The organism is Virgisporangium aliadipatigenens, from assembly GCF_016863615.1.
GTDB classification, from domain to species: Bacteria; Actinomycetota; Actinomycetes; order Mycobacteriales; family Micromonosporaceae; genus Virgisporangium; species Virgisporangium aliadipatigenens.
This window is the reverse complement of sequence record NZ_BOPF01000004.1, coordinates 1-26,441: the sequence shown is the minus strand read 5'-3', so window position 1 is coordinate 26,441 and position 26,441 is coordinate 1. Positions and strand designations below refer to the sequence as shown.

Annotated in this window: 29 protein-coding genes; 10 read left to right on the top strand and 19 right to left on the bottom strand. The window is 71.7% G+C overall.

What is annotated here, in order from left to right; translation table 11 throughout:
* Nucleotides 1-4: 4 nt before the first annotated feature.
* A complete protein-coding gene (locus Val02_RS06665; protein ID WP_203898031.1) occupies nt 5-1,084 on the bottom strand; it encodes a hypothetical protein in 1,080 nt (359 codons plus the stop codon).
* A gap of 169 nt (nt 1,085-1,253) precedes the next feature.
* On the opposite strand from Val02_RS06665, the gene Val02_RS06660 reads away from it, so the two are divergent.
* Nucleotides 1,254-2,087, top strand: coding sequence for a phosphoribosylaminoimidazolesuccinocarboxamide synthase (locus tag Val02_RS06660; protein ID WP_203898030.1), 834 nt, complete (start codon nt 1,254-1,256; stop codon nt 2,085-2,087).
* Nucleotides 2,088-2,118: 31 nt separating this feature from the next.
* A complete protein-coding gene (locus Val02_RS06655; protein WP_203898029.1) occupies nt 2,119-3,168 on the top strand; it encodes a sensor histidine kinase in 1,050 nt (349 codons plus the stop codon).
* Between the two features lie 9 nt (nt 3,169-3,177).
* On the opposite strand, the gene Val02_RS06650 is transcribed toward Val02_RS06655, so the two are convergent.
* The 10 genes from Val02_RS06650 to pdxH all read right to left on the bottom strand — a co-directional run bounded on the left by Val02_RS06650 (nt 3,178) and on the right by pdxH (nt 12,893).
* On the bottom strand, nt 3,178-4,146 hold the full coding sequence (locus Val02_RS06650) for a hypothetical protein (RefSeq protein ID WP_203898028.1): 969 nt from the start codon (nt 4,144-4,146) through the stop codon (nt 3,178-3,180).
* 37 nt (nt 4,147-4,183) lie between these two features.
* Entirely contained in the window at nt 4,184-5,455 is a 1,272-nt protein-coding gene (locus tag Val02_RS06645) for an ABC transporter ATP-binding protein (RefSeq protein WP_203898027.1), read from the bottom strand.
* A 145-nt stretch (nt 5,456-5,600) separates the two neighbouring features.
* Nucleotides 5,601-6,944 (bottom strand): L-serine ammonia-lyase, encoded by a 1,344-nt coding sequence (locus tag Val02_RS06640; protein WP_203898026.1) that lies wholly within the window; start codon nt 6,942-6,944, stop codon nt 5,601-5,603.
* 16 nt (nt 6,945-6,960) lie between these two features.
* Nucleotides 6,961-7,818: a DUF4230 domain-containing protein gene (locus Val02_RS06635; RefSeq protein ID WP_239152487.1), complete on the bottom strand. Its 858-nt coding sequence runs from the start codon at nt 7,816-7,818 to the stop codon at nt 6,961-6,963.
* 74 nt (nt 7,819-7,892) lie between these two features.
* Entirely contained in the window at nt 7,893-9,047 is a 1,155-nt protein-coding gene (locus Val02_RS06630) for an acyl-CoA dehydrogenase family protein (RefSeq protein ID WP_203898025.1), read from the bottom strand.
* 15 nt (nt 9,048-9,062) lie between these two features.
* Nucleotides 9,063-9,353 carry a type II toxin-antitoxin system VapB family antitoxin gene (locus Val02_RS06625; RefSeq protein WP_203898024.1) on the bottom strand — a complete coding sequence of 97 codons (291 nt, stop codon included), beginning with the start codon at nt 9,351-9,353 and terminating at the stop codon, nt 9,063-9,065.
* Nucleotides 9,354-9,428: 75 nt separating this feature from the next.
* Nucleotides 9,429-10,082, bottom strand: a complete 654-nt coding sequence (locus Val02_RS06620) for a nitroreductase family protein (protein WP_203898023.1) — start codon at nt 10,080-10,082, stop codon at nt 9,429-9,431.
* Nucleotides 10,082-11,017 (bottom strand): aldose 1-epimerase family protein, encoded by a 936-nt coding sequence (locus Val02_RS06615; RefSeq protein WP_203898022.1) that lies wholly within the window; start codon nt 11,015-11,017, stop codon nt 10,082-10,084. Before Val02_RS06615 ends, Val02_RS06620 begins: the two co-directional genes overlap by 1 nt.
* Nucleotides 11,018-11,028: 11 nt before the next feature.
* Entirely contained in the window at nt 11,029-12,282 is a 1,254-nt protein-coding gene (locus tag Val02_RS06610; RefSeq protein ID WP_203898021.1) for an MFS transporter, read from the bottom strand.
* A complete protein-coding gene (gene pdxH / locus Val02_RS06605; protein WP_203898395.1) occupies nt 12,279-12,893 on the bottom strand; it encodes a pyridoxamine 5'-phosphate oxidase in 615 nt (204 codons plus the stop codon). The genes Val02_RS06610 and pdxH overlap by 4 nt, the downstream gene beginning before the upstream one ends.
* 232 nt (nt 12,894-13,125) lie before the next feature.
* Here pdxH and Val02_RS06600 point away from each other — a divergent pair, with 232 nt between their 5' ends.
* The 4 genes from Val02_RS06600 to Val02_RS06585 all read left to right on the top strand — a co-directional run bounded on the left by Val02_RS06600 (nt 13,126) and on the right by Val02_RS06585 (nt 17,738).
* Nucleotides 13,126-14,232, top strand: coding sequence for a citrate synthase 2 (locus Val02_RS06600; protein ID WP_203898020.1), 1,107 nt, complete (start codon nt 13,126-13,128; stop codon nt 14,230-14,232).
* Nucleotides 14,233-14,388: 156 nt separating this feature from the next.
* The gene (gene serC, locus Val02_RS06595; protein WP_203898394.1) at nt 14,389-15,498 is read left to right on the top strand and encodes a phosphoserine transaminase; all 1,110 of its coding nucleotides are present in this window, start codon (nt 14,389-14,391) and stop codon (nt 15,496-15,498) included.
* A gap of 131 nt (nt 15,499-15,629) precedes the next feature.
* Complete coding sequence (sepH, locus tag Val02_RS06590) at nt 15,630-16,721, top strand: septation protein SepH (protein WP_203898019.1); 1,092 nt, start codon at nt 15,630-15,632, stop codon at nt 16,719-16,721.
* Nucleotides 16,722-16,751: 30 nt separating this feature from the next.
* Nucleotides 16,752-17,738 carry an aldo/keto reductase gene (locus tag Val02_RS06585; RefSeq protein ID WP_203898018.1) on the top strand — a complete coding sequence of 329 codons (987 nt, stop codon included), beginning with the start codon at nt 16,752-16,754 and terminating at the stop codon, nt 17,736-17,738.
* Here the strand turns inward: Val02_RS06585 and thpR are convergent.
* The 4 genes from thpR to Val02_RS06565 form a co-directional block, all read right to left on the bottom strand.
* Nucleotides 17,668-18,318, bottom strand: coding sequence for an RNA 2',3'-cyclic phosphodiesterase (gene thpR, locus Val02_RS06580; RefSeq protein WP_203898017.1), 651 nt, complete (start codon nt 18,316-18,318; stop codon nt 17,668-17,670). The genes Val02_RS06585 and thpR overlap by 71 nt on opposite strands.
* Nucleotides 18,319-18,331: 13 nt before the next feature.
* Nucleotides 18,332-18,790, bottom strand: coding sequence for a hypothetical protein (locus Val02_RS06575; protein WP_203898016.1), 459 nt, complete (start codon nt 18,788-18,790; stop codon nt 18,332-18,334).
* Between the two features lie 63 nt (nt 18,791-18,853).
* Nucleotides 18,854-20,164, bottom strand: coding sequence for an MFS transporter (locus Val02_RS06570; protein WP_203898015.1), 1,311 nt, complete (start codon nt 20,162-20,164; stop codon nt 18,854-18,856).
* A gap of 15 nt (nt 20,165-20,179) precedes the next feature.
* Nucleotides 20,180-20,626, bottom strand: coding sequence for a MarR family winged helix-turn-helix transcriptional regulator (locus Val02_RS06565; RefSeq protein ID WP_203898393.1), 447 nt, complete (start codon nt 20,624-20,626; stop codon nt 20,180-20,182).
* Nucleotides 20,627-20,711: 85 nt separating this feature from the next.
* Between Val02_RS06565 and Val02_RS06560 the strand changes: the two genes are divergently transcribed.
* Nucleotides 20,712-20,969 (top strand): DUF2530 domain-containing protein, encoded by a 258-nt coding sequence (locus Val02_RS06560; protein ID WP_373317861.1) that lies wholly within the window; start codon nt 20,712-20,714, stop codon nt 20,967-20,969.
* Nucleotides 20,970-20,972: 3 nt separating this feature from the next.
* On the opposite strand, the gene Val02_RS06555 is transcribed toward Val02_RS06560, so the two are convergent.
* Entirely contained in the window at nt 20,973-21,812 is an 840-nt protein-coding gene (locus Val02_RS06555) for a DUF3027 domain-containing protein (protein ID WP_239152484.1), read from the bottom strand.
* A gap of 49 nt (nt 21,813-21,861) precedes the next feature.
* Between Val02_RS06555 and Val02_RS06550 the strand changes: the two genes are divergently transcribed.
* From Val02_RS06550 to Val02_RS06540, 3 genes are read left to right on the top strand one after another with little or no spacing between them, the layout of a single operon-like run.
* Complete coding sequence (locus Val02_RS06550; RefSeq protein ID WP_203898012.1) at nt 21,862-23,631, top strand: MFS transporter; 1,770 nt, start codon at nt 21,862-21,864, stop codon at nt 23,629-23,631.
* Entirely contained in the window at nt 23,628-24,239 is a 612-nt protein-coding gene (locus Val02_RS06545; RefSeq protein ID WP_203898011.1) for a futalosine hydrolase, read from the top strand. The genes Val02_RS06550 and Val02_RS06545 overlap by 4 nt, the downstream gene beginning before the upstream one ends.
* Nucleotides 24,236-25,054, top strand: coding sequence for a 1,4-dihydroxy-6-naphtoate synthase (locus tag Val02_RS06540; protein WP_203898010.1), 819 nt, complete (start codon nt 24,236-24,238; stop codon nt 25,052-25,054). Before Val02_RS06545 ends, Val02_RS06540 begins: the two co-directional genes overlap by 4 nt.
* Here the strand turns inward: Val02_RS06540 and Val02_RS48145 are convergent.
* The 3 genes from Val02_RS48145 to Val02_RS06525 are packed head-to-tail and all read right to left on the bottom strand — an operon-like array spanning nt 25,051 to nt 26,324.
* Nucleotides 25,051-25,449, bottom strand: coding sequence for a cold-shock protein (locus tag Val02_RS48145; protein WP_203898009.1), 399 nt, complete (start codon nt 25,447-25,449; stop codon nt 25,051-25,053). The two genes, Val02_RS06540 and Val02_RS48145, sit on opposite strands and share 4 nt — an antisense overlap.
* 48 nt (nt 25,450-25,497) lie before the next feature.
* Nucleotides 25,498-26,109 carry an HAD family hydrolase gene (locus tag Val02_RS06530; RefSeq protein WP_275415554.1) on the bottom strand — a complete coding sequence of 204 codons (612 nt, stop codon included), beginning with the start codon at nt 26,107-26,109 and terminating at the stop codon, nt 25,498-25,500.
* 11 nt (nt 26,110-26,120) lie between these two features.
* Nucleotides 26,121-26,324, bottom strand: a complete 204-nt coding sequence (locus Val02_RS06525; protein ID WP_203898007.1) for a hypothetical protein — start codon at nt 26,322-26,324, stop codon at nt 26,121-26,123.
* Nucleotides 26,325-26,441 lie beyond the last annotated feature (117 nt).

The window sequence follows — 26,441 nt, the reverse complement described above, 5'->3', positions numbered from 1 at the left end:
CTCCTCAGTTCTTGTACTGCTGGGCGATGGCTTCGAGCAGGGCTTCCTGGATCTCGAACCCGGGCGGGTCGACGACCCCGGCCAGCGTCCCGGGAACGGCGAGCTTCTTCGCCGCGACGGCCTGGTCGAAGCCGTTCGTGCGGAAGCCGTGCCGGGCGGCGAGGCGGCGCAGCTCGGGATCCTCGGTGAGCAGCCGGCCCACGCGGTCGCCGCTGTCGTTCAGCGCCAGGAGGGTGTGCTTGGACAGCACGGTCGGCGTCGGGTAGGCGAGCACCATGCCGTCCTTGATCGCCTTGTCGTCGTTGAGCTGCTTCCCCACGAACTGCGCCTCGTAGACCCACACCAGCGGCGCGGCGTTCAGCCCGTTGGCGAGGTACTTCTCCCAGGGCGCCTCGGTGCTGCTCTCCAGGTAGCCCTGGTCGAGGAAGAGGCGGCTCACCTTCGGCTGCACGGCGCCGAGCTGGGTCTGGTCGCGGATGACGTTCTCGCCGTTGAGCACGTACGACATCACGGCGGCGTACATGGCCGCCGAGTTGGAGTCGCGCGGCTGGGTGGTGGTGACGAGCACCGTCTTGCGCGCCGGGTACTCGGTGTTGTTGGGGATGGCGTCCCAGCGCAGTCCCCGCTCGACGGCGCCCAGATAGGCCTTCACGTCGAACTCCCAATAGCCCTGCGGCGCGATCCGGGTGATGCCCTGGCTCACGAGCAGGTGCGCCAGGGGCTTGAACGTCGCGATCGCCATCGGCGAGTAGAACGGCGCGTAGGTGCCCTTGACCTTGACGTTCTGCTGGATCTTCTCGGCCGAGGGCGCGCTGGACGGGAAGGCGAAGTCGTAGTCGCCCAGGTCCGTCTCGGCGATCCGGCGCGAGCCGGCCCCGTCCACAGTGATCTTCACCCCGTGCGCGGCGAACGCCGCCGCCACGGCCGGGTCCGCGAAGAACGCGCTCTTCTCCGAACCGATCACCCCGCGAACCGTCGCGAGGTCGCCGGCGCCCGCTCCATCGGACGCCACGTTGGCCCAGATGATCCCGCCGACACCGCCGAGGATCGCCAGGGCCAGGAAAGTGCTGAGTAGTCGTCGCACCGGCTCAGGGTGTCGGCGGAGGGGACGCGTTACGTCAGACGTGGCGTGAGCGTCTGGCGAACATCGGGTTAACGGCGCCGATCTGTTCACCTTCACCTGGTAAAGGCGCTGCCCGGACGGGCACACCCGGCGACGGCGGGCGCCCCGGCACCCGATAGCGTTCGCCCCGATGGAACTCATCCACCGGGGCAAGGTCCGCGACGTCTACCGCGACGGGAAGGACCTGATCCTCGTCGCCTCCGACCGGGTGTCGGTCTACGACGTCATCCTGCCGACCACCATCCCCGACAAGGGCAAGCTGCTGACCGCGCTGTCCCTGTGGTGGTTCACCGAACTGGGCGACCTCGTCCCCAACCATGTGCTGTCGGCGACCGACGTGCCGGAGGAGTTCGCCGGGCGGGCGATCCGCTGCCGGCCGCTGACCATGGTGACGGTCGAGTGCGTGGCGCGCGGCTACCTGACCGGTTCGGGGCTGGCGGAGTACCAGGCGACCGGCTCGGTGTGCGGGATCAAGCTCCCGCCGGGGCTGCGCGAGTCCGACCGGCTGCCGGAGCCGATCTTCACGCCGACCACCAAGGCGCCGATCGGCGAGCACGACACCGCCATGACGTTCGACGAGGTGGTCGCCGCCGTCGGTGCGGAGTTGGCGGAGGAACTGCGCCGGATCACGCTCGCCGTCTACGAACGCGGTGCCCGCATCGCGGCCGGACGCGGCATCATCATCGCCGACACCAAGATCGAGCTGGGCTTCGACGACGCCGGTGTGCTGACGCTCGGCGACGAGGTGCTGACCTCCGACTCCTCGCGCTTCTGGCCGGCCGACGAGTACACGCCGGGCCGGGTGCAGCACGCGTTCGACAAGCAGTTCATCCGGGACTGGGCACGCTCGACCGGCTGGGACCGCAACCCGCCCGCGCCCGAGGTGCCGGCGGAGATCATCGCCGCCACCCGTGGCCGCTACGTCGCCGCGTACGAACAGCTCACCGGTCGAAGCTGGGGCTAAGTTTCCGCGCGCTCCGGCCGATCGGAGCGGAGTGAAGGTAGCCGCGGAGAGTTCCGCCCTGGCGTGGGACGTGCTGGAGCTCATGCCCGACGCGGTCACCCTCGCCTCGGCCGTGCGCGACGGCTCCGGCACGGCCGTCGACATGCGCGTCGACTACCTCAACGCCGCCGCCCGCGCGGCCCGCCCGACCGCACTCCTCGGTGCGCTGTGCAGCGAACTCTGGACCGACCTGCGGGCGAACGGCTGCCTCGCGCGCTGCCTGGGCGTGCTCGACTCCGGGGTGCCGATCTCCGGCGAGTGCAGCGACGGCACCACCGGCTTCGACTACCGGGCCACCCGGGTCGGCACCGACGTTCTCGTGTGGGTCGTGCGCGACAGCTCCGAACGCCTGCGCGCCACCGCCACCCTCGCCCGCTCCAACGCCGACCTGGCCGCGTTCGCGCACGTGCTCGCGCACGACCTGCGGCTGCCGCTCACCACGATCCTGGGCAACGCCGAACTGCTCGCCGCCGAGCAGGCGCTGCCCGCCGAGGAGCGGCGCACGTTCGCCGCCATCAGCCGCAACGCCGCCCGGATGAGCGAGCTGATCAGCGCCGTGCTGGCGTACAGCCGGCCGGGCGGGGACGGGGTGCCGGAGCCGGTCGTCGACCCGACCGCCGTCGTGAGCGAACTGATCGACGACCTGCGGCCCGCGATCGAGTCGGCCGGCGCCGTGGTCAGCCTGGCGCCGATGAACGCCGTGCGCGCCGACCCCGTTCAGCTCTCCCAGCTCATGCAGAACCTGCTCTGCGGCGCACTCGCGGCGGCGTTACCCGACCGGCCGTTGCGGATCTCGATCGACGCCGTCCCGGCCGGCACCGGCTGGGTGGAGTTCAGGGTCGCCGACACCGGTGCGCCGTTTCTGCCGCAGCCGCGCGCGCAGGCGTTCGCCCTCGTTCACCGGGAACGCACCCCGGACGGCCGCGGCGGCACCGGGATCGGCCTGGCGACCTGCGCGCGGATCGTGGACCGCCACGGCGGACGGATCTGGGTGGGCGACCCGTCCCCCGCGACAGTTCACTTCACTCTGCCGGCGGCGTAGCCGCCGGGCCTAGAAGAGGTGCCCGAACGTGCGCACGATGTCGACGTAGAAGTTCCCGTCGATCGACCGGAACAGCTCGAACTTCTGGTCCGGGCTGCCGAAGAACGGCCGCAGCGTCCAGGCCAGCTGCGTGCCGACGAACCCGAACAGCAGGATCCACACGTACAGCAGCGTCATGCTGGAGGACCCGTCGGGCGACTCCACCTGGTGCGGCGAGCGCGGCGCGACCGACCACTGCGGGATGGCGTTGGCCGGCACCGGCCGGTCGGGAGTCGTCAGCGCGCGTTGCAGCGCCGGCGTCGACGCCGCGGGGCGGGCCGCCGGAGCCGGCGCGGCGAGCATCCCGTCCAGCGCGTCGACGCCCTCCGCGGCGGCCGCCTCGCCCGACGGCAGCGCGTGCACCGGCTGCTCGACCGGCTTCTGCGCCACCGCCGCGCTGGTCCCGTTGACCGGCGTCGCCGGCACCGTGCGCAGCGCGTTGTACCTGTTCAGCGACGCCATCCCGCCGGTCAGGAAGCGCAGCCCCACCAGGGCGGTGAGCGTGAGGATGCCGACGTTGAGCAGCTTGAAGAACTGGTAGTGGTTCGCCGTGATCAGGAAGAACAGGCTGATCGGCGCGAACGCGAACGACAGCGTGCTGATCACCGTGATCGCCACGAGCACCAGCGCCAGAGCCTGCTTCACCTGCAGCTTCGCCCCGAAGACGAGGTTGAACAGGTACAGCGTCGGCAGGCAGATCGCCAGCGTCACCAGGAACAGCAACGGCAGCTTCACCGACGACACGAGCGCCTGCAGCGCCGCGTTGCGGGTGTTTGACGCGCCGAGCACGGCGCCGTAGCAGGCCAGTGCGGCCACGGAACTGCCGAGCATCTGCAGGCTCAGCTTTCCGAGGTCGCGTTCCTCCCCGATCTGTTCCCACACGCCGTCGCGGTCGCGCAGGATCCGTTCGATCACCAGTAAGCCGGAACTTGCCGCCATGCCGCCTCCCCAGGTCGGTGTCCGTGGGCCGGTGGTCCTACCGCCAGCCCACGTCGATTCGTTTGCCGCGCTCCTCGAAGAAGTGCAGCGCGTTGACCTTTACCGAGACCGCGAGCGGGTGCCCCGGCCCCACGGGCGGATACGGCGCGAGCCGCACCGCCACATCCGCCGGCCGGCGATGGTGCCGGCCGCCTTCCAACGCGGGCTGTTCGGTCACGGCGCCCCGGGTGCCGTTGCCGGACAGCTTCCTGACCAACCCCCGCCACCCGCCCTGGGGAGGACCGCTGGTGGCGGCGGGGCCCGCCATCTCGTCGACGACCACCGCGGTGGCGCCGATGTCGAGGAACGCCAGGGACTCGTGCCCGTGGTGTTCGAGGTGCCGGATGCGCCCGCGCAGGACGTCTCCCGGCGTGTTCGCGGCGACCGGGGTCAGGGCCTCCGGCCGCACGCCGACGACGATGCGTTCGCCGTGGTAGTGGGCCACGTGCCGGGCGCGCAGGTCGTCCCAGGGGATGTGCACCTCCTGCTCGCCGAAGCGCAGCGCCACGTGGCGGTCGAGCGCCACCGAGACCTGCGCCTCCAGCAGGTTCATCCGGGGACTGCCGAGGAACGCCGCGACGTACAGCGTCGCCGGCTTGCCGTAGACCTCGGTCGGCGTGCCGACGTCCTGGAGCACGCCCTTGCGCAGGATCGCGACCCGGTCGGCCATGGTGAGCGCCTCGGCCTGGTCGTGGGTGACGTACACGCACGTGACGCCCAGCTCGCGGACCAGCCCGGAGATCTCGGCACGTAACTCGGCGCGCAGCTGGCTGTCCAGGTTGGACAGCGGCTCGTCCATCAGGAACAGCTTCGGCCGGCGCACTATCGCCCGCCCCATCGCCACCCGTTGCCGCTGGCCGCCGGAGAGCTGGCCCGGCCGCCGGCCCAGGACGTCGCCGATGCCGAGGGCGGCCGCCACTTCCCGGATCTGGTCACCCCGGCGTTCCTCCGCCACGCCGGATACCTTCAGCGGGAACCCGATGTTGTCGTTGACGCTCATGTGCGGGTAGAGAGCGAAGTCCTGGAAGACCATGGCGACGCCGCGTTCCTTCGGCGTCAGCTCCTCGGCGGCGGCGCCGTCGAGCAGCACGGATCCGGACGAGGCATCCTCCAGCCCGGCGATCATGCGCAGGATCGTGGACTTCCCGCAGCCCGACGGGCCCAACAGGACCATGAACTCGCCGTCGCCGACCTCGAGATCCACTCGATCGACAGCGACGGTCCCGTCCGGGAAGACTTTCGACACTTCACGCAATTCGACTGTTGACACGCCACCTCCGCCCCCTGCTACACCCTGCCCCGAATTGAGTACTGTGGTCGCCCTGTCCCTGGGTAACCATCGGGTGAATGACCCATGTGCGGAAAGTAGTCGCGTTACTACTACGTTTCCCGAGAGTCACGAGGCAGGCACATTGTCAGCACTCAATAACGTTGACGGCAAGACCACCACGAGCGGTTTCTTTGTATTTGACCTTCATGTCGGCGCCGGTCTCACGCATCGTCTTGATGACCTTGTCCAGGGACACAGTGTGCGTGCCGTCGCCACGGAGCGCCATCCGAGCGGCCGTGATCGCCTTGATGGACGCGACGGCGTTGCGCTCGATGCACGGGATCTGCACCAGGCCACCCACCGGATCGCAGGTCAGGCCCAGGTTGTGCTCCATCGCGATCTCGGCGGCGTTCTCCACCTGGGCCGGCGTTCCGCCCAGCACTTCCGCCAGTCCCGCCGCGGCCATGGAGCAGGCCGATCCCACCTCACCCTGGCACCCCACCTCGGCGCCGGATATCGAGGCATTTTCCTTAAATAGAACGCCAATAGCAGCGGCCGCCAGCAAAAAGCGCACGACGCCTTCGTCGTCGGCCCCTGGGACGAAGCGGGTGTAGTAGTGCAGAACGGCGGGAACAATGCCGGCCGCCCCGTTCGTCGGCGCGGTCACCACCCGCCCACCGGCGGCGTTCTCCTCGTTGACGGCCAACGCGAAGAGGGTCACCCAGTCCAGGACGCGCAACGGATCTGTCGAATAGGGGTCACCGACCAGCGACGCGTGCAGTTCCGGCGCCCGGCGTGGAACTTTCAAGCCGCCGGGCAGTGTCCCGGACGTGGCGCAGCCCTTGGCGACGCACTCCTGCATGACGTTCCAGATGTGCAGCAGCCCGTCGTGCACCTCCGGCACCGGTCGGCGGACGGCCTCGTTGGCCAGCATCAGCGCGCCGATCGAGAGCCCGCTCTCCGCGGTCAGTCGCAACAGCTCCACCCCGGTCGTGAACGGATACGGCACCGGCGTGCCGTCCTCCACGATGCGACCGCTGCCCTCGTCCACCACGAAGCCGCCGCCGACCGAGTAGTACGTGCGGACCCGCAGCACCTCGCCATCGGGGCCGAACGCCGTGAACGTCATGCCGTTCGGGTGCTCGGGCAGTGTGCGTCGCCGGTGCAGCACCACCTCGACGCCGCTGTCGTGCACGCCCAGCAGCGGGGCCTTCTCGCGCATGCCGGCCGCCCGTTCGGCCGCGGTGTCGGTGTCGACCGTCTCCGGCGCCTCGCCGGCGAGGCCCAGCAGCACCGCCTTCTCGCTGCCGTGGCCGTGTCCGGTGGCACCGAGCGAGCCGAACAGCTCCGCCCGCACGTGCGCCGTCGCATCGAGCAGGCCGTCGTCGGCCAGCCCGCTCGTGAAGCGCCGGGCAGCACGCATCGGCCCGACCGTGTGCGAACTGGACGGGCCGATGCCGACGGTGAACAACTCGAAGACGCTGATCACGCCTCCGAGCCTATGTCTACGGCGCCTGGTACTTCACGGTGACGGCGGTGTACCCCAGGGACTTGAGCAGACCCTCGAGCATCTTCGTGGTGTTCTCCTGCGCCCGTTCGCGCAGCCCGCTCTCCGTGGCGGCGGCGGTCAGCCGTTCCTCGGCGAGCTTGTAGACCTCCTGCATCCGGCTCGGGTCGTCCTTGAACACGTCGCCCAGCCGGTTGAGCAGGCCCCGTTCGCGGGAGTAGACCTGGGACCTCGCCGGGTCGAGGTTGGGCTTGCCCAGCTGCGGCGCCGGCAGCGTCACCTCGACCGAACGGCGGTCCGCCGACTCCTTCAGCGCACCGGAGCCGATGTTGCCGAAGTCCACGTAGGAGTCGACGGTCCCGGCCGCCACGAACAGCACCCGGTCGTTGACCAGGAAGTCCGGCACGTACTTCTGGTTCTGCTGCACGTCGATGATCACCTGGAAGTTGCCCTCGGCGGCGACGTAGCGGCTCAGGTCCTGGATGGACTGCAGCAGCGGCGGCTGGGAGCGATCGGTCGTCTGCTCCTTGAACGGGTTCTTGAACTCCGGCAGCCAACCCACCGACTGCGCACCGACCACCAGCGCCAGGACCAGCCCGACGGTGGCGACCAGCCAGAACAGCCCGCGCAGCGCCCTGGTCGGCAGGCCCATCCGGTCGCCGCGCGCCGGCGCGTCGCGGTAGGCGCGCTCGCGCGCGTCGAGGTCGTCCCGCTCGTCCGCGTCCCTGGACGTGACCTGCGGATACTCGCGGGTGCTGTGCTCGGGCACCGATGCCCGGCCGGCCTCGTAGGCCCGCTCCCCCGTCTCCTGCGTCGTCTCCGGGTCGGTGTCGGTCTTACCCCTGTCCACCGTCATGGCTCGGCCCTCCGGTCGAGATGTGGTCCTGGCGCTAATAGTGCCCAGTCGCGCACAACCCGACACCTGACCGGTCAGGTGAACGCGGCAAGGCCCGTGAGCTGCTGACCGATCACCAGCTGGTGCACCTCGGAGGTGCCCTCGTAGGTCAGCACGCTCTCCAGATTGTTAGCGTGCCGCAACACCGGGTATTCGCCGCTGATGCCGTTGGCGCCGAGGATCGTGCGGCACTGGCGGGCGATCGCGATGGCCTCGCGCACGTTGTTGAGCTTGCCGACGCTGACCTGGTGCGGCTTGAGCCGCCCGGCGTCGTGCGTGCGCCCGAGGTGCACCGCGAGCAGGTAGCCCTTCTCCAGCTCGACCGCCATGTCGGCCAGCTTCGCCTGGGTCAGCTGGAACCCGCCGATCGGCCGGCCGAACTGCTCCCGCGTCCGCGCGTAGTCGATCGCGGTGTCCAGGCAGTCCCGGGCGGCCCCGAGCGCACCCCACACGATGCCGTAGCGCGCCTCGGTCAGGCAGCTCAGCGGCGCCTTCAGCCCCTTGGCGAACGGCAACTGCGCGTCGGCCGGCAGCCGCACGTCGTCGAGCACGATCTCGCCGGTCGACGAGGCGCGCAGCGACAGCTTCTGCTTGATCTCCCGCGCGCTGAACCCGGGCGCGTCGGTCGGCACCACGAAGCCGGTGACGCCCTCCTCGACCCGCGCCCAGATCACGGCCACGTCGGCCACCGGCGCGTTGGTGATCCACATCTTGGAGCCGTTGAGCACCCAGTCCGAACCGTCGCGCCGGGCCCGCGTCGCCATCGACGCCGGGTCGGAACCGTGATCGGGCTCGGTCAGCCCGAAACAGCCGATCGCGTCGCCGGCCGCCATCGACGGCAGCCAGCGCTGCTTCTGCTCCTCGCTGCCCCACTTCCAGATCGCGAACATCGCCAGCGAGCCCTGCACGCTCACCAGCGACCGCACGCCGGAGTCGCCGGCCTCCAGCTCCAGGCAGGCCAGCCCGTAGGCGACCGCCGAGGCGCCGGCGCAGCCGTACCCCGAAAGATGCATCCCGAGCAGGCCCACCTCCGCGAACGCCTTCGCCAGGTCGCGCACGGGCACGTGCCCGTCCTCGTACCAGCCGGCGACGTGGGGGCGCACGTGCTCGTCGACGAGCCGACGCACGACCTCCCGGATCTGGAGCTCCTCGTCGGAGTGCAACGAGTCGAGGTCGAGCAGGCCGGTCATATCGTGTGCACCCCGTCAGAGCTGGTAGACGCGAGCGTGGATCGACGTGCGCTGCTGGAGCGCGGCCCGCAGCGCGCGGTGCAGGCCGTCCTCCAGGTACATGCCGCCCTCCCACTGCACCACGTGCGGGAAGAGGTCGCCGTAGAACGTGGAGTCCTCGGCCAGGAGGCGGTCGAGCGCCAACTCACGCTTGGTGGTGGTGAGCTGGTCCAGGCGCACCGGCCGCGGGGGAATCTCGGCCCACTCCTTGAGAGTGAGCCCATGCTCCGGGTAGGGCCGGCCCTCGCGGACCGCTTTGAAGATCACTGCGCTTTACCCTCCCCTGAGCCCGACGCACGACAGCGTACCGACCTTCACCGACAATTCTCGGATTCGCAACGGTCAGTACGGAACCGCCCACCGTCCGCGGTATGTCACCTGTCCGACCGGTTTTCGCCCCCTCCGTAGGGACGGTGACCGTGGGCCGGGGGCCGGATAGCCGATCGTCAGCGCCCCGACCGGCGCGAACTCCGCCGGCACCCCGAACGCGGCCCGGTAGGCGTCGACGTTCCCGGCCGGGATGCCGAAGAAACACGCGCCCAGCCCCTCGTCGACGGCGCCGAGCAGCATCAACAGGCTGGCGAAGCCCGCGTCGACGTACCAGTACGGCACGTCCCAGGGCACCTCGGCGCGGCCCCTGCCGGCGGAGCCGGCCCGCTCTTCCGGGCCGGAAGGCATAGGCCCGGATGAGAATTTGTCCGGCTGCGCGTAGCGGTCGACATACGCCTCGCGGCTGCCGTGCGGAACGACGATCACCGGCGCGCGGCTCATCCGTTCCAGCCAGCCGGTCCGGCCCCGGTCGGCGGTCACCGCCCAGAACAGCTCCCGGTCGGCCGGTTCGGTCAGGACCAGGAAACCCCACCCCTGCGTGAACCCGGCCGACGGCGCCCGCACCGCGTGGTCCAACAGCCGGTCCAGCACCTGCGGCGGGACCGGCCGGTCCGGGTCGTAGTTGCGCACCATGCGCCGGCCCCGGACCACGTCGGCAAATCGCATCAGGCCGCCAGCGGGCGCACGCCCCACGCCCCGCGCCAGGTCTGGCCGGGCGCCAGCACCAGCAGGTCCCGCCCCGAGCGGAACGCGTCCGGCGGGCACGTCATCGGCTCGATCGCCACCGAGCGGCGGTGCCGCGGCGGGGCCAGCGTGTCCCCGGTGAAGACCTGCCACCAGCCGAACGCCTCGTCCGCCCACATCTCCACACCGTTGCCGTCGGGGCCGCGCAGGCGCGCCACCGAGACGCCCGCGTCGTCCTGCGCCGGTTCGTTGAACGCCAGGTCCAGCACCGCCGGCCCGATCCGGCGCGGCGTCGCGAAGTCCAGGTCGGTGCCGGCCACCTTCGCCGCGCCGATGGGCAGCAGCCGGCCGTCGAGCAGGAGCCGGTTCTGACATGCCAGTTCGAGCGAAAGATCCTCGACCTTGACGCCCGGAACCTGGAGATACGGGTGCGACGCCAGCCCGAACGGCGCCGGCTGCGTCCCGACGTTGGTCACCTCGTGGTGCGCGGTCAGCCCGTCGGCCCCCACCCGCCACGTGGTGCGCAGGACCAGCGGCCACGGGTAACCCGGCAGCGGCACCAGCTCGTGCTCCAGCGTCACCGCGTCCGGCTCCACCGACACCGGCACCCAGCGGCTCCAGTTGACCAGGCCGTGGATCGAGTTGTGCCGGGCCGGCTCGGTGAGCGGCAGGTCGTACGTCGTTCCCTCGAACGTGTACCGCCCGTCGCGGATCCGGTTGGGCCACGGCGCGAGAATCTGGCCGGCGGAACCGGGGCAGATCTCGTCCGGCCCGTACCCGTCGACCAGGTCCTGACCGGCGTGGCGGTACTCCCGCAGCCCGCCGCCCACCTCGACGACGACGGCCTCATGGCCGTCGGCGGAGATGGACCACTGCTGACCGGTGAGCGTGCGGCTGAGAGCGGAGGCGGCGTTCATGGATCGGCACCCTACCCGGCCGATTTCGTGGGGGTATAGCGAAGCAGTGCCGGGTACGCCACACCGAGTAGGACCGCCACCAGTGCGGCGGCGATTCCACCCCCCACCCAGGAGACGGTTGCGCCGGTGACGACCGCCGTGGCGCCCACCCGAAGATCACCCAACCGGGGCCCGCCCGCGACGACCGCAATGAACGCGCCTTGCAAACGACCGCGCATCTCGTCCGGCGCGTAGGTCAACAGGACCGTCTGCCGGTACACCGCGGAAATCATGTCGGCGGCCCCGCCGACGGCGAGCAGCAGCACCGCCAGCCACAGCCACGGCGCCAGCCCGGCGGCCGCCACCGACAGCCCCCAGATCGCGACGGCCACCACGATCGCGATCCCCTGCCGGCGCACCCGGCCCACCCAGCCGGACGCGACACCGGCCACCAGCGACCCGATCGCGATCGCGCTGAACAGCCACCCGACCGCCGCCTGGCCGCCGAAGCGCTCCTCGGCCACCTCGGGGAAGAGCGCGCGCGGCAGCGCCAGCACCATCGCCGCGATGTCGATCACGAACGTCAGCAGCACGATCGGCGTCGTCCGCAGATAGGCCAGCCCGTCGACGAGATCCCGCCAGCGGCTGGTGCCCACCTCGACCAGCGGCCGCATCTCCGGCAGCCGGAACACCGCCCACATCGCCACCGTGAACATCGCCGCGTCGAGCCCGTACGCCAGGGCGATGCCGCGTTCGTCGCCGCCGGCGAGCACCACACCGGCGGCCAGCGGGCCGAGGATCGCTCCCAGGGTGGAGGCCGTGTAGTTGAGGGTGCTCGCCGAGGCGATCTCCTCCTCCGGCACCAGCCGCGACACGACGGCCGACCGGGTCGCCGAACTGACCGCGAACGCGCCGGACTGCACCGCCACGATCACCAGCAGCAGCCACCGGCTCCCGACGCCCAGCAGCGCCTGCGCGCAAAGCGCGGCCGTGCTCGCCCACGCCACCGACGAACTGGCCATCAGCACCCGCCGCCGGTCCATGGCGTCGGCCATCGCCCCGCCCCACAGCGAGAAGCCGATCAGCGGGAACAGCCCGGCGAAACCCAGCAGCCCGACCCAGAGCGAACTCTTCGTGATCAGGTACATCTCGACGGGCACCGCGACGGCGGTGAGCTGGTATCCGAGGAACGAGAAGACGTTCCCGACGAAGAGCCGACGGTACGCCGCGTGGCGCAACGGCCGGACGTCGATCGCATGGCGACGGACAACGTCGATCAGACTCAAGGCGCCAGCCGCTCGATCACCCAGCCGCCGTCGGACGCGCGGAACCGCAGGCGGTCGTGCAGCCGGTCGCGGCGGCCCTGCCAGAACTCCACCGTCTCCGGGGTGAGCCGGTACCCGCCCCAGTGCGGCGGCGCCGGCACCTCGTCCGGGAACCGTTCCTCGACCGCGGCCAGCGACTCCTCCAGCGCGGCCCGCGACGGCAGCACGCTCGACTGGGTCGAGGCCCACGCGCCGAGCTGCGCGCCCCGCGGGCGCAGCGCGAAGTACTCCTCGGTCTCCGCCCTGGTCACCGGCGCGACCGAGCCGGCGGCGTGGACCTGCCGGTGCAGCGGATACCAGGGGAACGTGAGCGCGGCGAACGGGTTCTGCGCGAGCTGACGGCCCTTGCGCGAGTCGTGGTTCGTGTAGAAGACGAAGCCCCTCTCGTCGTAGTCCTTCATGAGCACGGTGCGGGCGCTCGGCCGGCCCGCGGCGTCGGCGGTCGCGAGCACCATCGCGTTCGGCTCGGACACTCCCGCCGACACCGCATCGTCGAACCAGGCACCGAACTGCGTCGGCCAATCGGCGGCTATATCATCCTCGGTCAATGTCCCGGAGTATTCGTGACGCATCCGGGCAAGGCCGTCCCGCCGATGACGCGCGATGTCCTCCGGTGTGCTCGGTGTCACGTTCACATCCTTTCTCCGTACTGGCCGGATGCGTGAAGATGTGCGGCGTAACACATCTGAACACCCGTTCAGTCATCGCGTACCCGCGACTGGGGACAAGATGGCGCAGAGCACATCCGCACAACGGAAGACCGCCGCCACACCACCGCCGCCATGAACCCACCCGGGAGAACGAATGTCTGACTTCAAACCAGGCCTCGAGGGCGTGATCGCGTTCGAGACCGAGATCGCCGAACCCGACCGTCAGGGCGGCGCGCTGCGCTACCGGGGTGTGGACATCGAGGACCTGATCGGCCAGGTGTCGTTCGGCAACGTCTGGGCGCTGCTGGTCGACGGCAAGTTCGGTCCCGGGCTGCCGCCGGCCGAGCCGTTCCCGGTGCCGGTGCACTCCGGCGACATCCGCGTCGACGTGCAGTCCGCCGTCGCCATGCTCGCGCCCTACTGGGGCCTGGGCCAGCTGCTCGACATCTCCGACCCGCAGGCCCGCGAGGACCTCGCCCGGGTCTCCGTGACGGCGCTGTCGTTCGTCGCCCAGGCGGCGCGCGGGCTGGGCCTGCCGGCCGTTCCGCAGAAGGAGATCGACAAGGCGACCACCATCGTCGAACGGTTCATGAAGCGCTGGCGCGGCGAGCCCGACCCGCGCCACGTGAAGGCCGTCGACGCCTACTTCATCTCCGCCGCCGAGCACGGCCTGAACGCCTCGACGTTCACCACGCGCATCGTCGCCTCCACCGGTGCCGACGCCGCCGCCTGCATCTCCAGCGCGATCGGTGCGCTCTCCGGCCCGCTGCACGGCGGCGCGCCGTCGCGGGTGCTGTCGATGCTGGAAGCCGTCGAGCGCACCGGCGACGCCCAGAGCTACGTGCGCAGCGTGCTGGATCGCGGCGAACGCCTCATGGGCTTCGGCCACCGCGTGTACCGCGCCGAGGACCCGCGTGCCCGCGTGCTGCGGCGCACCGCCCGCGAACTGGGCGCGCCCCGGTTCGAGGTGGCGGAGGCGCTGGAGAAGGCGGCCCTCGAGGAACTGCAGGCCCGCCGCCCCGACCGCGTGCTCGCCACGAACGTCGAGTTCTGGTCGGCCGTCGTGCTCGACTTCGCCGAGGTGCCGGCGCACATGTTCACGTCGATGTTCACCTGTGCGCGGGTCGCCGGGTGGAGCGCCCACGTGCTCGAACAGAAGAAGCTCGGCCGGCTGGTCCGCCCGAGCGCGACGTACGTGGGGCCGGCGCCGCGCAAGCCCCAGGACGTGGAGGGCTGGGCCGAGATCCCGCACGGCGTCTGATCAGGTCCGCCCGTAACGGGGCTCACGCCCGTCACTCGCACGGGTGTGAGCCCCATCGCGTAATCGCCTCGTCGCATCGGCGTGACCGTGGGTCTGGTGGCAGGATCGTCCCCGGCATCCCGCCCATCTGCGAGAGGACTCCCCACCGTGGCAGACATCCGGATCCCGGACGACCTCAAGCCCGCCGACGGCCGGTTCGGCTCGGGCCCCAGCAAGGTGCGACCGGAGGCCGTCGAGGCGCTGTCCCGGGTGTCCACGACGTTCCTCGGCACCTCGCACCGGCAGAAGACGGTGAAGAACGAGGTCGCCCGGCTGCGCCGGAGTGTCGCGGAGTTCTTCGGCGCGCCCGACGGCTACGAGGTCATCATCAGCAACGGCGGGACGACGGCCTTCTGGGACGCCGCCACGTTCGGGCTGATCAAGGAACGGGCGCAGTTCGCCAGCTTCGGTGAGTTCGGCGCCAAGTTCGCCAAGGCCGCGCAGACCGCCCCGCACCTGGGTGAGCAGTCGATCCGCAAGGCCGAGCCGGGTTCCGCCCCGGAGCTCGTCGCCGAGGCCGGCATCGACGCCTACGCCACCCCGCACAACGAGACGTCGACCGGCGTCGCCGTGCCGGTCAAGCGGGTCGCGGGAGCCGACGCGGGCGCGCTCATGCTGCACGACGCCACCTCCGGCGCGGGCGGTCTCGACGTCGACCTCAACCAGTCCGACGTGTACTACTTCGCGCCGCAGAAGGCGTTCGGGTCGGACGGCGGGCTGTGGATCGCGCTCTTCTCGCCGGCCGCGATCGCGCGCGTCGAGGAGATCAAGGCGACCGGCCGCTGGACGCCGGCGTTCCTCGACCTGGCGACGGCCGTCGAGCAGTCCCGGCTGGAGCAGACGTACAACACCCCCGCGCTGGCCACGATCTTCCTGGCCGCGGAGCAGACCGACTGGTTCAACGCCAACGGCGGGCTCTCCTTCGCCGCCAAGCGCAGCGCCGAGAGCGCCGGGTTCCTGTACGGCTGGGCCGAGCGTTCGCAGGTGGCGACGCCGTACGTCAGCGACCCGGCCCTCCGTTCGAACGTCGTCGGCACGATCGACTTCGTCGACGGCCTGGACGCCTCCGCGATCGCCAAGGCCCTGCGCGCGAACGGCATCGTCGACACCGAGCCGTACCGCAAGCTGGGCCGCAACCAGCTGCGCATCGCCATGTACCCGACGGTCGACCCGGCCGACGTCGAGGCGCTCACGAAGTGCATCGACTACGTGGTGGAGCAGCTCTAGATCCAGCTCGATGGGTGGTTTGTCCGCGTGAAGTCTCGGCGTGCCTTCCGCGAACCCGCTAACGTTGCCCGTACTGTGTCGATGGGACAGTGGCCGTGCGGGCGGGCACTGCGGATGGACGGAGGCACGCGATGCGACCGGTCCGGTTCGTCGCCCTCTCCGAGGACGGGCAGGCATTCGTCCTCGCCGATGAGGTCGGACGTCTCCTCGCGCTGCCCATCGACGAGCGGATCACGGGCGCCATGCGTCCCGAGCGCGCGTCCGGCGCCACCGCCACCCTGACCGCCCCCGCCGCACCCGATGCGGCGCCGTCGTTGTCCCCGCGCGACATCCAGGCCCGAATCCGCTCCGGCGACTCGGCCGAGGAGGTCGCGCGGGTGGCCGGCGTTCCGGTCGACCGCGTGCTGCGCTACGCCGGCCCGGTGCTGCAGGAGCGGGCCATGCTCGCCCAGCACGCGCGCCGGACCAAGCTGCGCACCTCCGCCAAGGGCGCGACCCTCGCCGAGGTCGTCGACGGTCGGCTCGGCCAGCACGGCATCGACGTCGAGAAGATCTCCTGGGACGCCTACCGCCGCGACGACGGCACGTGGCGGATCATCGCCACCTGGGCCAGCGGCAAGGCCACCGCGCAGGCGGTGTGGGAGTTGGACAAGCCGCGCCAGCAGGTCGCCCCGCACGACGACATGGCGCACTACCTCTGCGGCGAGCGGCCGGCGGGCGTTCCCGAGCCGGGGCAGGCGCTGCCCGGGCGCGGCGAGCCGTCCCGCGGGGAGCCGACCCGCGGCGGTCACGAGCCGATGCGCCCGGCCGCCGACACCGCGCGGCGCGAGCCGATGCGGCCCGGTCGCGGCCTCGGCGCCCCGGATCCCATCCGGGCCGGTCGGGACGCGCTGTTGGCTTCTCTGGAACGCCCGTTGGGCAAGCCGAAGGAGACCTCGGCCGAGGGGGAGGCCCCCGCGGCACCACCCGCCGCGCCGGAGGCACCGCCGCGCCGGGCCCGGGGTGCGGCCGCGTTGATCGGCACCTCGATCTCGGCGTTCGACGACGATCCGGCCGACGCCTCCGACGCGCCCACGGTGCCGTCGTTGGCCGTCCTGCGGCCGCGGCTCAAGAGCCACCCGAGCGGTCCGGAGCGTCCGGCCAGCGACGACAAGCCGCGCAAGCGCCTGCCCAGCTGGGACGACGTGCTCTTCGGCAGCGCCCCGGCCCGCGAGACCTCCTGACGGAGAGCTCCGCGAAGTAGGTTTTTCCCTATGGAATACACCTACCTCGGCCGGACCGGGCTGCGCGTGTCGCGCCTGTGCCTCGGCACCATGAACTTCGGGGTCGCCACCACGGAGCCGGACAGCTTCGCGATCATGGACCGCGCGGTCGAGACCGGGATGATCTTCTTCGACACCGCCAACGTCTACGGGTGGAAGCTCGGCGAGGGCATCACGGAGAACATCATCGGACGCTGGCTCGCCCAGGGCGGCGGCCGGCGCGACGAGATCGTGCTCGCCACCAAGGTGCACGGCTCGATGGGCAAGGGGCCCAACGACCAGGGCCTGTCGGCGCGGCACATCATCCGCGAGTGCGAGGCCTCGCTGCGGCGCCTGCAGACCGACCACATCGACCTGTACCAGATGCACCACGTGCGGCGGGAAGTGCCGTGGGAGGAGATCTGGCAGGCGATGGAGATCCTCGTCGCCCAGGGCAAGGTGCTGTACGTCGGCTCGTCCAACTTCGCGGGCTGGCACCTCGGCCTGGCGCAGGCCGCCGCCGAGAAGCGCAACTTCCTGGGGCTGGTCTCCGAGCAGTCGATCTACAACCTGATGACCCGCGCGGTCGAACTGGAGGTGATCCCGGCGGCGCAGCACTACGGCATCGGGATCATCCCGTGGTCGCCGCTGCACGGCGGGCTGCTCAGCGGCGCCCTCCGCAAGCTTGAGTCCGGCGAGGCGGGGCGCTCGGCGGAGGGGCGTTCGAAGGAGACGCTCGAGCAGCACCGCCCGGCCATCGAGGCCTACGAGAAGCTCTGCGCGGAGATCGGCCACGACCCGGCCGACGTCGGGCTCGCGTGGCTGCTGTCCCGCCCCGGCGTGACGGCGCCGATCGTCGGGCCGCGCACGATGGGGCAGCTCGACGCCGCGCTGCGCGCGTTGGAGGTGACGCTCGACGAGGCCACGCTCACGCGGCTCGACGAGATCTTCCCCCCGCTCGGAAAGGGCGGCCCCGGCCCGGAGGCGTGGGCCTGGTAGGCGCCACGAGCGGCCAGCTGGCGAGCCGTTCGTAGGTGATCTGCGGACCGAGGGTGCTGCGGACCAGTTCGATCGCCTCGACCGTCCACTGTGGACCCTGGTGGCGGCCGAGGCGGTCGAGGTCGGCGGCCAGTTCCTCCTCGGAAAGGCGGTCGGCGGGGCGGGCCAGCGTGACGTGCGGCCGGTACGCCTTCGCGTCGAACGGCAACCGCGCCCGCCGCAGCTGCTGCCGGATGTCGGTGACGACGTCGCCCAGTGCCGCGGTGTCGCCCCGCACGCCCGTCCAGACGGTGGTGAACCGGCCCTTGCCGAACCGCCCGCCGCCGCACAGCGCGACCGACGGGGCGGGCCGCTGGTCCGGCCAGCGGGACGCGGCGGCGGCGAGCGCGGTGTGCACGTCGGGGAGGCGCTCGTCGGCGACCTCGCCGAGGAACGCGAGCGTCAGGTGCCAGCGTTCCGGCGGCACGAGGCGCAACGACTCCCCCGCCGCGCGGGGCTGCCCGATGGCCAGCCCGGACACCAGGCCGGCCAGGTCTTCCAGCGCCTCCGCGGGCGGGTAGGCGGCAACGAAAAGCCTCATGAAGGTGCGCGCCTCAACGAGCCACCGGGCCCAGGCGCAGGCCGGCCGCTTCCAGCTCGCCCTCGACGCGCACCCGCTCGATCTCGCGGTCGATGCCGGTCAGCTCCTCGATGTGGGCCTCGATGTCGAGCCGCTCGCAGGCCATGCCGAGCCGCTCGTCGTAGGCCTTCTCGACGGCGGTGAACCACACCGGCGAACGCTGGGCGACGCCGTCGCGCTGGCGGCGCAGCCGGCGCAGGTCGATCGCGATGGTCTCGATGGGCGGCCCCTGGCAGACGGGCCACGCGGATACGCGCCGGTCGGACAGCGTGCGATCGAGCCGGGCCAGACGCCGCCGCTGGCGGATGGTCAGTCCCCGGTACGGCCGGTGCCGCTGGACCTGGCGCCGGCAGAACCGGGAAACCCGCTCGTGCACCCCGTCCCACGACATGACCAGCATGATCAGCGACGGCAGCGTGACCACGATCGTCACAGCCGTCATGATCAGTAGCGGGCGGAGGACGGCCACACACAGAGGCTATTCAGAGTGTGACCTCTATCGCAATGTGGGGACCCGAAGTTCGAGCGCCGGACCTTCCGCGGAGGCCGGTTCGGCGAGGTGAACGTGCGGCGACGGCCGCAGGTGCACCCGGACGCGGGCCTTGCTGCGACGCACCTGGATCAGGGCGATGGCCAGCGCGGCGACGAGCGAACCGAGCCCGCCGGACCAGATGCCCACCCGCGGCCCGAACTCCTCGGAGACCCAGCCGACCAGCGGCGCACCGAGCGGCGTGGTACCGAAGAAGACGAGCACGTGCAGCGCCATCACCCGCCCCCGGAACAGCGGGTCCACGCCGAGCTGGATGCGCTGGTTGGCGGCCTGCATGAAATAGATCATGAAGAATCCGGTCGGCAGCGCCAGCGTGATGGCGAGCCAGAACGTCGGCGCCAGCCCGAGCAGCGTCTCCAGCGTGGCGAACGCCGTCGCGGCGGCGAGCACGACGTACACCGTCGGCCGCCCGCGGCGCACGGTGCTGGCGAGCGCGCCGCCCAACGCCCCGCACGCCAGCGCCGACGTCAACACCCCGAACGCCTCGGCCCCGGTCCGGAACACCGTCTTGGCGAGCACGGCGAGCGTGAGCTGGAAGTTGAAGCCGAGCATCCCGATAACGAGCACGAGAGCCATGATCAGCATCAGGTCGGGCCGGCGCTGGACGTACCGCAGCCCGCCCTTGATGCTCGTGTCGGCCTTGGCGGGCGCCCGGTCGAAGTCCCGGTACAGCTCGTCGGCGCGCAGCCGCAGCTGGAGCACCACGGCGACGACCGCCATCGCGGCGGTGATCAGCACCACCGTGCCCGAACCGAGCGAGGCGATCAGCACGCCGGCCACGGCGGGACCGACCAGGCGCGCCAGATTGAACGTCGCCGAGCCGAGCGACAGGGCGTTAGGCATCAGCTCGGGGCCCACCAGCTCCGACCAGAACGCCTGCCGGGTCGGGTTCTCGATGGCGGACACGCAGCCGATCAGTGCCGCGAAGAGGAACACGTGCCACAGGCGCACGGCGCCGAAGGCGACCAGCAGCCCGAGGGAGAGCGAACAGGCGGCGAAGAAGACGTTGGCCAGCATGATGACGTGGCGCTTGTCGTACCGGTCGGCGAGCTTGCCGCCGTAGAGCGTGAGCAGCAGTACCGGGGCGAACTGCAGTGCCGTGACCAGGCCCAGTGCGGTGGCGGAGTCTCCCGACAGCTCCAGGACGAGCCAGTCCTGGGTGACGAAGAGCATCCAGACGCCGACGAGTTTGACGATCTGACCGGTGATGAACAGCCGGAAATTGCGGACCTTGAACGACCGAAAGACCCTTTGCACCCGGTATGCGCCTCCTCAGCTCCGTACGATGCGCTCCAACAACTCCGCGGCGCGGCGCAGCACCTCGCGCTCCTCCGCGGTCAACTCGGCGAGCCGACCGGCCAGCCAGGCGTCCTTGGCCCGGCGGTGCGAGCGCACCATCTCCCGGCCCGCCTCGGAGCACGACAGGATCACCTGCCGGCCGTCGGTCGGATGCGGGGTGCGTTGCACCAGGCCGCGTTCCTCCAACTTGCCGACGATCTTGGTCATCGACGGCGGCTGAACGCGCTCGATCTCGGCCAGCTCGCGCGGGCTCAACGCGCCGTGCATCTCCAGGCTGTTGAGCGCCGACACCTGACTGACCGTCAGGTCGCCGACCGGCTGCGACCGGCGCACCCGCCGGTTGAGCCGCATGATGGCGTCGCGCAATGACGCCGCGAGCGGGCCGGCTGCCGGCCCTCGTCTGGTGACCTGGCGAACCATCACGATCGTTAGCCTATCTAATGAGCCAGGCTAACGACCTGTGTGCTGCCTCACGGCGCCGGCGGGCATGCGTACCCTGGTGGACGTGCCGAAAACCGCCCCACCGTCCGAGGGCAAGACCGGGCTGCGCCCCGCGCCCGAGCCGCTGGACCCGCCGATGACGCCGTTCGTCGTCGCGGGGCTCGTGGCGTTCACCGTCGCGGGGTTGGCGGTACTCCCGTGGCGGGACAGCCACCCGGAGTGGTTCTGGACATGCGTCGCCGGGGACCTGTGGGGCCTGGTCGGCCTCGTGACGATGCGGCGCTACGACCGCCGCCGGGCGGCCCGCCGCGCCGCCGAGTAGCACTCAGCCGTGGCCGTACGGCTCCGCGTCGTCGGTGCCACCGTCGGTGACCGAGCCCTGCGGGTGGCCCTGCACCTGGTCGACCTCGCTGTCGTCGTAGACCGTCGGCAGCTCGGTCACCACGGCGACCGGCTCCACCAGCACCTCCGAGTGCGCGCCGCACCCGTGGTCCGCGCTCACCACCCGACCGTCATCCGGCGCGTAGGCGTTGCCGCAGGCGCCGAAGAGCTGCCGCATCGCGCCGGCCAGCGGCAGGTAGAAGCCGCACCCGCCGCAGCGGGCCGAGTTGGGCGCCGCCACCGAGATCGGCGCGTTGGGCCCGTTGTCCCCGTCGTACCAGCGCTGCGCGACGTCGATGCGCCCCTCGCGGGAGAGCACGCGCGGGCGGCCGAGCCCCAGCTCCCACGCGACCTCCTCGACCGCCGGGTCGTCGGACTGCAGGTAGCCCTGCTGGAGGCGTTCGTCGTCGGGCGCGGTGGGCAGGATGTCGCCGACGCCGAGGTCACCCGGCTGAAGCCGGTCCTGCCACGGCACCCACGGCGGCGCGGCCAGCGCGTCCGGCCCCGGCAGCAGCGCCGTCTCGCAGATCGTGACGTGCTTGCTGCGCGACACCCGGGCGACGGTCACCGCCCAGCGCCAGCCCCGGTAGCCGGGCTGCAGGCACTCGAACTGATGCGTGACGATGCGCTCGCCCTCGGGCACCACGTCCAGATGCGCGCCGACGAACTCCGGCGGCACGCCGTCGACACCATCACGGGCCAGGTCAACCGCGTCGGCACACACCTGATCCAGCTTCGGGGTCCGGCCACTGCTGCGGGTCGCTGTGCGGGTTCCGCTCGTCACGAGGCACATTCTTCCCTACCGTGGGACGAACATCGGAGAGGATCCCGGTATGGCGTTCATCCAGGTGGTCGGGCAGGTCCTGGGCGCCCTGGCGTACGCGCTCCTGAACCTCGCAAAAGGGTCGGCGGTCGTCGGGCGGCACCTGGGCAAGGGCGTGCGCGGGCTGCGCACCCGCGGCGGTGCCGGCGAGCCCGGCATGATCCGGCTGCTGGACCTGCACGCCGCGTCGATCGCCGGTGACGCGCTCGTCGCCATCGGGCTCGCGGGCACCATCTTCTTCAGCGTTCCGGCCGGGGAGGCGCGCGGCAACGTGGCGCTGTACCTGGTGGTCACGATGCTGCCGTTCGCCGTGCTGGCGCCGGTCGTCGGGCCGGTGCTGGACCGGTTCCGGCACGGACGGCGCTACGCGCTGGCGACGACGTTCCTCGGGCGCGCCTTTCTCGCATACATGATCTCCGAGAACATCGACGGGATCGCGCTCTACCCGGCGGCGTTCGGGGTGCTGGTGCTCTCCCGCGCCTACGGGGTGGCCCGCAGCGCGGCCGTGCCCCGGCTCCTGCCGGCGAAGCTCGGGCTCTCCGAGGCGAACGCGCGCGCCTCCGTGTTCGGCACGCTCGCCGGGGCCGTCATCGCGCCGGTCGGGGTCGCCGCCGCCGCGTGGGGCGGGCAGGCGTGGCCGCTGCGGATCGCCCTCCTCGTTTTCCTGTACGGCATGGTGACCGCGCTGCGCCTGCCGCCCCGGGCCGACTCCGACCCGCCGGAACGCGTGCCCCGCCCGATGCAGCTGCGCGGGCCCAAGGGAGCCAAGGTGCTCTCCGCGCCGCTCGTGGTCGCCACGCTCATCGGCAGCGGGACGCTGCGCGCGCTGTACGGGTTCCTCGCGCTGTACGTGGCGTTCAGCGTGCGAGAGGGGCATCTCGACCGGACCGTCCTCGGCGCCGACGTGAAGGAGACCGCGGCGATCGGGCTGCTCGCCGGCGCGCTGGGCGTGGGGTCGTTCCTCGGGACGGCCGTGGGCACGTCGGTGCGCATCCGCCGGCCGTTGCTGCTGCAGGCGGGTGCGATCGTGGCGGCGGCGCTCGTCGCCGTGGTCGCCGCCCGCTGGTACACGCTGCCGGCCGTGCTGCTGGTCTGCCTCGTCGCGGCCGCCGGCAGCGGGCTCGCGAAGCTGACCGTCGACGCCGTCATCCAGGAACGCACCGGCGACGAGACGCGGGCTACGGCGTTCGCGCACGCCGAGACGCTGCTGATGATCGCCTGGGTGACCGGGGGCGGGCTGGGGCTGATCCCGTTCGGCGGGCGGTGGGGGATGCTCGTCGCCGCCGCCGTGCTGGTCCTCGGGGCGCTGCGGGCCGTGTGGGTGGCCGGGCGCCTGCGCAAGGAACGCCTCACCGGCGCGAGCGTGGAGCCGGAGACCACCGTCGACCTGACGAAGGACGAGCCGCCGCCGACCCTGGAACTGCCCGCCGGGCCGGGCGACGAGCCGACCGTGATCGAGGGCGAGATCACCACGCCGGCGCGGGAGACGCCGGCCGGGACGACGCCCGAGAAGCCGCGCCGTCGCTGGCTGCGCCGCCCTAAGCGGGCCGCCGAGGTGATCGAGCACGAGAAGGCGGAGCCGGCCGAGGAACCCACCCGGGTGGCCGTCCCCACCGCCCGCGCGCCCGAGCGGCTCGTCCCCGAGGTCGCCGACCCCCGCGGCCCGGCCCCGACGCGGCGGCTCCCGGCCGACCCCGGCAGACTCGACGAACCGGACGACGACGAGTCGCCCGGGTTCCACCTGTACCGTCCGTCGAGCCTCCCGGAGGAAGAGCGTTGATCCTGGTCGTCACCGCCGTCGACGCCGAACGCGACGCCGTCCGCAAGGGACTGCCGGACGGGTGTGCGGTGGACGTCGTCGCCGTCGGGGTCGGGCCTGCCGCCGCGGCCGCCGGCACGGCCTGGCACCTGGCGCGTGCGCCCCGGCGGGTCGACCGGGTGGTGTGCTGCGGCATAGCCGGTGGCTTCTCCGGCCGTTCCCACATAGGGAAGCTGGTGATCGCGACCCGTAGCGTGGCCGCGGACCTGGGGGCCGACGGACCGGAGGGGTTCATTCCGCTGGACACGCTCGGCTTCGGCGCGACCAGCCTGCCCGCGACGGCCGTCGGCGTCCCGGGCGCGGCGACCGGCGCGATCCTCACCGTCTCGACCGTCACCGGCACCGCCGCGACCGCCGAGGCGCTCGCCGCCCGCTACCCCGACGCCGTCGCCGAGGGCATGGAGGGATTCGGCGCGGCGTCCGCGGCCGCCCTCGCCGGAGTCGCGTTCTCCGAGATCAGAGCCATATCGAACGTCGTAGGGCCGCGCGATCGCGGCGCCTGGAGGATCCGCGAGGCGCTGGACGCCCTGGGCACACTGGGCCCGCTGCTGGCTACCGTGGACGGGTGAACCTCACCATCTCGCCCTGCCCCAACGACACGTTCGCCTACCACGCGCTCGTGCACGGGCTGGTGTCCGGCGCACCGCAGGTCACGGCGCACTACGCCGACGTCGACGTCACCAACAACCTGGCGTTGACGGCCGATCTCGACGTGGTGAAGGTGTCGTACGCGGCGCTGCCGTGGCTGCTCGACCGGTACCAGCTGCTGCCGTGCGGCGGTGCGCTCGGCCGGGGCTGCGGGCCGCTGGTGGTGACGGCTTCGGAGGTCACGTCGCTGGAAGGGCTGCGCGTGGCGGTGCCCGGCGACCGCACGACGGCGTACCTGCTCATGCGCCTGTGGGCCGCCTCCGGTGGGGGCACACCGGCGTCGGTGGAGGTGGTGCCGTTCGCGGCGATCATGCCCGCCGTGGCGGCCGGCCGCTACGACGCCGGCCTGGTGATCCACGAGGCGCGCTTCACGTTCGAACGCCACGGGCTGCGCGCCCTCGTCGACCTCGGCGAATGGTGGGAACGGGACACCGGCCTGCCGATCCCGCTCGGCGCGATCCTGATGCGGCGCGGGTTCGGTGAACGGGACCGCGTGGCCGGCTGGGTGCGCGCCTCGGTGGAAGCCGCGTTCCGCGACCCGGCCGCCTCGCAGAACTACGTCCTCGCCCACGCCCAGGAGATGGAGCCGGCGGTCGTCGCCCAGCACATCGCCCTGTACGTGAACGACTTCACGCTCGACCTCGGCGCGGAGGGCTACGGCGCGGTGGAGGCGCTGCTCGGCCGCGCCGCGAAGGAGGGCCTGGTCCCGGCCCTCCCCGCGGGTGCACTGAGCTAGATCTCCAGCTCCCGGGCGACGGCGTGGACCAGCTCGGCGACCGTGCGAGCGGTCTTCTTGTCCGGGAAGCGGCCGCGCCGCAGGTCCGGCTGGACCTTGGACTCCAGGACAGTGATCATGTCCTCGATCAGCCCGTGCAGCTCCTCGGCCGGGCGGCGGTTGCGCTCGACGCTCCGCTCGGCCAGCGACGGCGGCGCGTCGACCAGCTTCACCTGGAGCGCCTGGTTGCCCTTGCGGCTCTCCACGATGCCGAACTCGACCCGCTGCCCCGGCTTCAGCTCCGACACGCCGGCCGGCAGCGCGGCCTTGTGCACGTAGACGTCGCCACCCTCGTCACGGGTCAGAAAGCCGAAGCCCTTCGTCGTATCGAACCACTTCACTCGACCCGTCGGCACGTTGATCCCTGCTTCTCGTCTCGGTCCCCGTAACGAAAACCAGGCTAGTCACCCGTCGGCGCGTGCTCCAACCGAGATAGCGCCGAAGAGGAGCGGAAACCGGGTCAGATCGGGCAGTACGTCATCGGCTCCGGCGACGCGTAGCTCATCCGGGGAACACGGACCGGTGGCCACCGCGATCGCCCGAACCCCCGCCGTCCGGGCGGCCCGTACGTCTGCCACGTGGTCGCCGACGTACGCGAGGCCGCCCCGCAGCGGCTCCGCCTTGCCCTCCGCCCACAGGTCGCCGACCACCTCGTCGACCTCCAGCCCGACGTAACGCAGATGCATCTGCGCGAACCTCGTCAGCTTGGCCGTCACCACCACGGCCCGGAGCCCGGCGGCACGCACCGCCGCCACGGCCTCGACCGCGCCGGGCAGCGGAACGGACGGCGCGATCGCGTGCTCGGGGTAGAGACTCCGATACAACGCGATGGCCTCCGGCACCTCATCGGCCGGGAACCACTCCGACATCTCCTGCTGCAACGGCGGGCCGAGCCGGCTCACCGCCAGGTCCGCGTCGACGTGGACACCCGTCCGGGCCGACAGCGCACGGTACGTGGCCGCGATCCCGGGACGGGTGTCCAGCAGCGTCATATCCAGATCGAAGCCGACGAGCACGGCTCCCGAGTCTAGGAGTGACGATAGGTCAGTGAAGTGGTCGGCAGGGGGAACGTCACATCGTCACCGAACGGCGAGGCCGCGCCGGCGCGGAAGTACAGGAACTCGTTGACCGGGAGCCGGCCCGGCTTGACCGGGTTGCGCGCCGGCTCCTCGGCCGGCTCCGCCTTGCGGCGCGGACGAGGCTGCGGGCGTCCCGCGTGGGGGGTCGACATGGCGTAAATCGTGCCCTACTAGGGCACCGGGTCGGAGGTGCCACGCGGAACTTCTCCCGTACAGCGGGAGATCCGCCCGGCCGCCAGCCGGGATCCCTGCCACAGCCCGTACCGCCC